This window comes from Nostoc favosum CHAB5714, assembly GCF_020829495.1.
Taxonomy (GTDB): Bacteria; Cyanobacteriota; Cyanobacteriia; order Cyanobacteriales; family Nostocaceae; genus Nostoc; species Nostoc favosum.
On the sequence record NZ_JAIVFQ010000057.1, the window covers coordinates 38,184 to 44,301 of the forward strand.

The following is a 6,118-nucleotide window of genomic DNA, read 5'->3' on the forward strand; positions in this document are numbered from 1 at the left end:
GACTACTTAGTTAACATTTCAACCTTGATGGGCTTTAAAAGTAACTTTTATAACACAGTATAAACATCCTTCAGTGAATGTCATCTTTATAATTGGCATAGTCACATTTACATGGCTACAAAAGTAATATCCTGACGATTTACCAATTTTTTCTCAGGATTATTCAGGTATAAGTAGAACTAATCGATATTGGGGAAGTGATTAGCATTAACGGCAAAAATTCTATCGACACGGAGATAGAAAACGCGGGGAAGTTATTAAATACTCTCTCGGTGTCGTGCTAACCCGTCAATTTCAACTTGACATAAGCTGTCGCGCATTTAATTTGCACAACTAGGGCGCTTATACAATACTGCTCGGTTAAGAATAAAAAATAAAAATGTGTAGGTTGGGTTGAGGAACGTAGACCCAAAGGGGCTTAAGGCAGGGTAACCCAACATTTTGGGGGGTTTGTTGGGTAACACGAATGTTCAACCCAACCTTGTATCTTAGAGGAAGTAGTAGACCGTTCCAACCTTGGTTAATGCAAAATCTCGATGCCCGTACCAGGCACCACCGAATCAGCGAAGCGGTTCCCCAGTTGCGTCAACTTGTTTTCAGCTTTTTTTTGCGATCGCAGTTGACATTCAAGACAGTCGCTACTATTCTTCTTAATCGAGCAGTATTGAGAGTTATACCAATTCTGTATAAAGATGCACCAAATTTAGAAAGGAACGAACCGCAGAGACACAGAGAAGCCAGTGCGCCCTTGCGGTTAAGAGACTTGTTCGCGCAGCGTCTCCCCTTGGGAGAAGCAACTGGCGCAACACAGAGGAGAAAAAGCAAGGTTAAAAAATTCAGCGCAGCTTCATAAAGAAATGGTATTAGGATATTGAATTTTTATTTCGAGGCTAGGCTAATAAGCATTTTTTCAAAAACTTTCAACACAGGCTCCTCTCCATTGTCTCTAGTGAAAATAGTATAATTTGGGTGAGAATTGACTTCAATTAACCAATATTGGTTATCTCGATCTAAGACTATATCTAAACCACCATAATCAAGGTCTAATTCTTCAAAAATTGGTTGAGCGAAATTAGCAATCTCTGACAATATTTGTGGCTCGTTGATATACTTTGCTTTTGCACCATTCCAGTGCAGAGGGCTGAGGTTCCCTGCAAACTCTGCATCACTTATATCTTTTTCATAGAGCAAAACTAACTCTTTATTTAAGAAAATCGCTCTATATTCAGATTTTATGTGAATAAATTCTTGAGCGATCGCAACGTAATCATACTTTTTATAATTGATATTAAAAATCTCTTTTAAAGCGGTTTCAATTTCATCTGTATTCTGACATAGAAAAACGTTATGTCCACCAGCGCCAGAATTCCTTTTGACAATAACAGGTGTTTCAAATTTATCTTTTATTTCTAATATAATATCTTGAAAACTTGGGAATTTTAAGTACATCTTATACTGAAGTTCGCAAAAAGGTGAAAGAAAACCTAATGTCCGAGGAAGTTTAACTTTTTTATTTAAAGCATGGTAAGTGTATTCCTTGTCTTTTATAAGGTGTGATACTGCTTGATTAATCAACGGAGTGCTATAGTTACAAAAATAATGGTGTTTATTATTGAGTTTTATTTTGATTAAGTTTTCAGCCGGATGAATAATTTCATAGCTGATGTTTAAGTTTTTACAAGCTTGCAATACTAGCGAAACGTTGTCTAACATAAATACTTAAATTTAAACGTCTAAATTACGAATTACGAACTTGTACTGAGCGTAGCCGAAGTATTACGAATTACGAATTATTCTCACTTGCTGTTTGCCGTTTAAAAATTACTATCTCAGTACCAACAACTGGGTTACGCGCTATCAGCCTATTTTGGGAGTCGATAATTTCTAAATGGGTAAAATCAAGTTCTTGAGAGCGTTGTAATATTTCCGCAGCTAGTTTGTCCTGCTGAGATTCTTTGAGAGTGTACCAATCATCACTAATTTTAACTGTAAGATTGCTGGTGCGGAAGTTGGCTTGAATTGACTTTATCAGACCAGAGGCAATGCGATCGCTAATTTCAGCTACCTGATTTTCAATAGCCGCAATCAACGCTTGTTCTGGTGTTAATTCTATGGCTGGCGTTGGCGTTGCCGTGGGAATTGGTTCGGGTTCCGCTTCCGCTTCCGGCGTTGGTGGTGGCGGAGTTTCTACTTCTGGCGGCGTAATTTCCTCTGGTGGCAGTGGCGGCTGTGGTTCTGGTGTAACTGACTCAGGTGGAGTAGTTATCGTTGGTGTCGGTGTTCGTGCAGGAACCTCTTCAACGGGTGGAACAGTTGCTATTTCAGTAGGTTTACCAGTAAAGACACTCGTAGTTGTCCAAACGATAATTACAGCAATTCCAGTAACAATTCCCGTCAAAGCGGTATCTGATAACTTTGTTGACAAATTTGATGGTAAAAACAAGCGGATTGTCCTTAACAGTCCACCCCACCACAACTGAAACTGCTGGAAAAAGCCGGGTTTTTCTTCAGTACCTGATGGGGGTGCTGTCTCTAGTTTCTCCACGGTTACTTCTAAAACCCCAATCGTCCCTTGGAGAAGTTGGATAATTTTAGCCTTCCAAAATGGCTGAACTCTCTGGTAAGGTTTTTGGGGAGGTTGAGTTACTTGCTCATCCGTCGGTTTTGACTGATTGTCTTGTGACATGGAACTTTCACCAAAAGCAGCGAATTAAAGACAAACAACGTACATTATTACTGGTGCTGCCTTCTTTTGCCTTAATGTATCACTTCATTGCACATTGCTTCAGCTAAACTGACTATTTATTAAATTTGGTGAGTTATGAACCTAAAACGTCGTCAATTTTTATTTTTAAGTAGCCTCAGCGCCATTAGTGCAGGATTTTTCGGCTGGACGTTTCGTCAAAATCATCAAACTGCTGATATTACCGATTCAACAACCGCTATAGCCGCCAACCCAGCCAAAAAAGACTTGTTATTACGTTTTGTGTCTGTGGCTGATACGGGGACTGGCGCTAAAGGACAGTATGCTGTGGCTGGAGCAATGAATGCATATCATAAACAAAATCCTTATGATTTAGTCGTTTTAGCTGGAGACAATATTTACAACAACGGCGAAATTGAGAAAATTGGTGCAGTTTTTGAGCGTCCTTATCAAGCTTTGCTAAAGCTTGGTGTAAAATTTCAGGCTTGTTTAGGTAATCATGATATTCGTACTGCCAATGGTGATCCACAAGTCAAGTATGCTGGCTTTAATATGAAGGGACGTTATTATACATTTAAACGTAATAAAGTACAATTTTTTGCGTTAGATACTAATAGTAATGCTGATTGGAAAAACCAGCTAACTTGGTTAGAAAAAGAATTAAGTCTTAGTAAAGCTCCTTGGAAAGTTGTATTTGGTCATCATCCAATTTATTCATCGGGTCAGTATGGGAGTAATCCAGATTTTATTAAAACTTTCACTCCTCTATTTCAAAAATACGGCGTTCAACTTTACATCAATGGTCACGAACACAATTATGAACGCACTCGTGCTATTAATGGTACAACTTATTTAATTTGTGGCGCAGGTGCTGGCAATCGTCCTGTAGGGCGTTCTGAGTGGACAAAGTATTCTACTAGTGATTTAAGTTTTGCCTCTTATGAGGTGTATAAAAATAGAATAGAAGTAAGTGCGATCGCTACTGATAATCGCGTTTTTGATAAAGGCATTATTCAATTAAAATAATTCGTAATTCGTAATTCGTAATGGGCTTCTCTTCGAGACGCTAAACGCGAACGCCCCGCTGCGAAGACAGTAAATTTTGTTTTGCATTAGCGAACGCGAGTGCGTCTCCAAGAGTTGCTCTCTTCGAGTCCGCGTTCGCTTTTAGCGTCTCTTCGAGAGCGTCTGGGGATTTTATACCCCACCGCAAAACTTGTCGCGATTTAGAAGCGAGGGACTTAGACCCCTCAAAAATGTTAAAATCAGCTTAGTTATATGACTACAGTCGAGCAACTAAAATATTGCGTTGAGAACCAAAATCAACCAAAGAATAAAACACTGTCGCGTTAGTTGTTAGGTGGTGGCAATTCATCTCCCGCTAGTCTTTACTCCGTAAGACTGTAACGCGAATTCTCTTACTCCATTAAGATAGATTCAAGTTCACAGGAGCAGCATCTTCTGAACATGGGTTTAGATTTTGGAAAAACCCTTTGTTCTTCACATCGGGTTATAAGCCTATGTTTTCTGAAGTTAAAAAATGTCTCGTGTTAGCCGTACCTTTGGCAGCAGCACAACTGGCTCAATCTGCAACTGGTTTTGTGGATACGGTAATGATGGGCTGGTTGGGAAGTCAGACTATTGCATCTGGAGCCTTGGGAGTTACTATCTTTAGTTTTTGTCTGTTGATCGTTACTGGTATAGTTTCTGCTGTCAGTCCCTTAGCTGCCCAAGCATACGGAGCCGGAAATAGAGAAAAAGTTGGCACAATTGTCCGCCTGGGACTAGGGATATCTTTGGTACTAGGAATACCAATTACATTGCTGCTTTACAATGCAGGTGCTTTACTACTTCTACTAGGGCAGGATGCTAAGACAGTAGCACTAGCAGAGATTTATTTAAGGGCGATCGCACTGGGTTTTATTCCTGCTTTAGGCTTTGGAGTACTTAAAAGCTTTCTTTCTGCTCTATTGCAACCGCAATTAGTAATGGTGACTGTGGTTTTGGGTACTCTGCTCAACATCACAGCTAACTATGTGCTGATGTTTGGCAAACTGGGATTTCCGGCGCTGGGTTTAGCTGGTATCGGTTGGGCAAGCACACTCTCACTTTGGAGTATGTTTGTTGCTTTGGCAGTTTATATATGTAATCAGCCTCGCTTTGCAGTTTACAGTATTTTTCGAGCTTCATCTAAAAAAGCTTTTCCCCTAGAGCATCGCCGGATCATTGGCGAGATTTTTCAGGTTGGATTGCCCATTGGGGGACTGATTGCGGTCGAAGGGGGACTATTCACCGTTGTTACTTTCATAATAGGACAATTAGGAACAAACGCTCTTGCTGCCCATCAAATTGCTTTACAAACAATTTCGATATCATTCCAGCTTGCACTAGGCATTTCTCTAGCCACAACAGTACGTGTTGGGCAGTTAGTTGGACAGAATGACCTGCTTGCTACTCGTCTGGCTGGATATGTAGGCATTGCCTTTGCAGCTCTATCTATGGGTGTTGTAGGCATTACATTGTGGTTAGTGCCAAAGTCGATTATTTCTCTTTATATTGACATTAACGATCCAAACAATGCAGATGTGGTTGTCCTTGCAGTGAAATTGCTGGGAGTGGCAGCGATTTTTCAAATAGTTGACGGTGTGCAAGTTACTGCGGGGGCAGCATTACGCGGACTAAAAGACACTCGAATTCCTATGTTGATTGGTATTTTTGCTTATTGGTGTGTTGGTTTATTCACTGGTTATACTTTCGGAATCTGGTCGGGGTATGGAGCGATTGGTCTTTGGTGGGGACTGGCTATTGGTTTAGCGATCGCTGCAATAATCATGACTTGGCGGTTTAGCAACAAAACAACTAACCAGGGGTAATGGATAGCCTAAAAGGAAGGAGAGAGGTCAGAATATTAAGTTGCACATCGCGTTAACAAGTTCCGTGGGTTTAAGTCCCCCGCAACTATTAAGCGGCAAGTTTTGATGCCTAAGCTAAATCCCCGTTGCAAAACTTAATTACGTTAGCGCAGCGGGGCGTTCGCGTTTAGCGTCTCGAAGAGAAGCCCATTACGAATTACGAATTACGAATTACGAATTATTTTAACATTAGCTTAATTATCACCACGAAATTTTATGATTCTTGAGGCAGTTATGCTTCATGTTAAACCTGGTCTAGAATCAGATTTTGAAGCTACTTTCAAAAAAGCTTCTAAAATTATTTCTTCAATGGACGGGTATTTATCCCATGAATTGCATAGATGTATAGAAGTCCAAGGTAAATACTTATTACTTTTGACATACTCACCGCACCTAAAGGTGCGGTGATTCTTGGCGGCTCACAGCAACTAGCTACTCTTCGTAGTCTTATGGTCGCTCCCCGTCCGTTTAAGGTCGTGCCGATGCCCCATGCCGACCATTT

The 6,118-nt window shown here is 40.5% G+C and carries 6 protein-coding genes; 4 read left to right on the forward strand and 2 right to left on the reverse strand.

The window, feature by feature from the left end; all coding sequences use genetic code 11:
* Positions 1 to 466: 466 nt before the first annotated feature.
* Entirely contained in the window at positions 467 to 853 is a 387-nt protein-coding gene (locus tag LC586_RS26855; RefSeq protein ID WP_229488281.1) for a hypothetical protein, read from the forward strand.
* 26 nt (positions 854 to 879) lie between these two features.
* Here the strand turns inward: LC586_RS26855 and LC586_RS26860 are convergent, their stop codons facing one another.
* Positions 880 to 1,713 carry an ATP-grasp domain-containing protein gene (locus LC586_RS26860; RefSeq protein ID WP_229488282.1) on the reverse strand — a complete coding sequence of 278 codons (834 nt, stop codon included), beginning with the start codon at positions 1,711 to 1,713 and terminating at the stop codon, positions 880 to 882.
* 70 nt (positions 1,714 to 1,783) lie between these two features.
* Positions 1,784 to 2,686 (reverse strand): hypothetical protein, encoded by a 903-nt coding sequence (locus LC586_RS26865; RefSeq protein WP_229488283.1) that lies wholly within the window; start codon positions 2,684 to 2,686, stop codon positions 1,784 to 1,786.
* Between the two features lie 135 nt (positions 2,687 to 2,821).
* On the opposite strand from LC586_RS26865, the gene LC586_RS26870 reads away from it, so the two are divergent.
* The 3 genes from LC586_RS26870 (at position 2,822) to LC586_RS26880 (ending at position 6,024) form a co-directional block, all read left to right on the forward strand.
* Positions 2,822 to 3,730 (forward strand): metallophosphoesterase family protein, encoded by a 909-nt coding sequence (locus tag LC586_RS26870; RefSeq protein WP_229488284.1) that lies wholly within the window; start codon positions 2,822 to 2,824, stop codon positions 3,728 to 3,730.
* A gap of 494 nt (positions 3,731 to 4,224) precedes the next feature.
* Entirely contained in the window at positions 4,225 to 5,577 is a 1,353-nt protein-coding gene (locus LC586_RS26875; protein ID WP_229488285.1) for an MATE family efflux transporter, read from the forward strand.
* A gap of 273 nt (positions 5,578 to 5,850) precedes the next feature.
* Positions 5,851 to 6,024 (forward strand): antibiotic biosynthesis monooxygenase family protein, encoded by a 174-nt coding sequence (locus tag LC586_RS26880; protein WP_438822934.1) that lies wholly within the window; start codon positions 5,851 to 5,853, stop codon positions 6,022 to 6,024.
* Positions 6,025 to 6,118 lie beyond the last annotated feature (94 nt).

Excerpts from the sequence above, each read along its gene's own strand:
- LC586_RS26855 (WP_229488281.1), top strand. The coding sequence starts at position 467 with ATGTTCAACCCAACCTTGTATCTTAGAGGAAGTAGTAGACCGTTCCAA.
- LC586_RS26860 (WP_229488282.1), bottom strand. The coding sequence starts at position 1,713 with ATGTTAGACAACGTTTCGCTAGTATTGCAAGCTTGTAAAAACTTAAAC.
- LC586_RS26865 (WP_229488283.1), bottom strand. The coding sequence starts at position 2,686 with ATGTCACAAGACAATCAGTCAAAACCGACGGATGAGCAAGTAACTCAA.
- LC586_RS26870 (WP_229488284.1), top strand. The coding sequence starts at position 2,822 with ATGAACCTAAAACGTCGTCAATTTTTATTTTTAAGTAGCCTCAGCGCC.
- LC586_RS26875 (WP_229488285.1), top strand. The coding sequence starts at position 4,225 with ATGTTTTCTGAAGTTAAAAAATGTCTCGTGTTAGCCGTACCTTTGGCA.
- LC586_RS26880 (WP_438822934.1), top strand. The coding sequence starts at position 5,851 with ATGCTTCATGTTAAACCTGGTCTAGAATCAGATTTTGAAGCTACTTTC.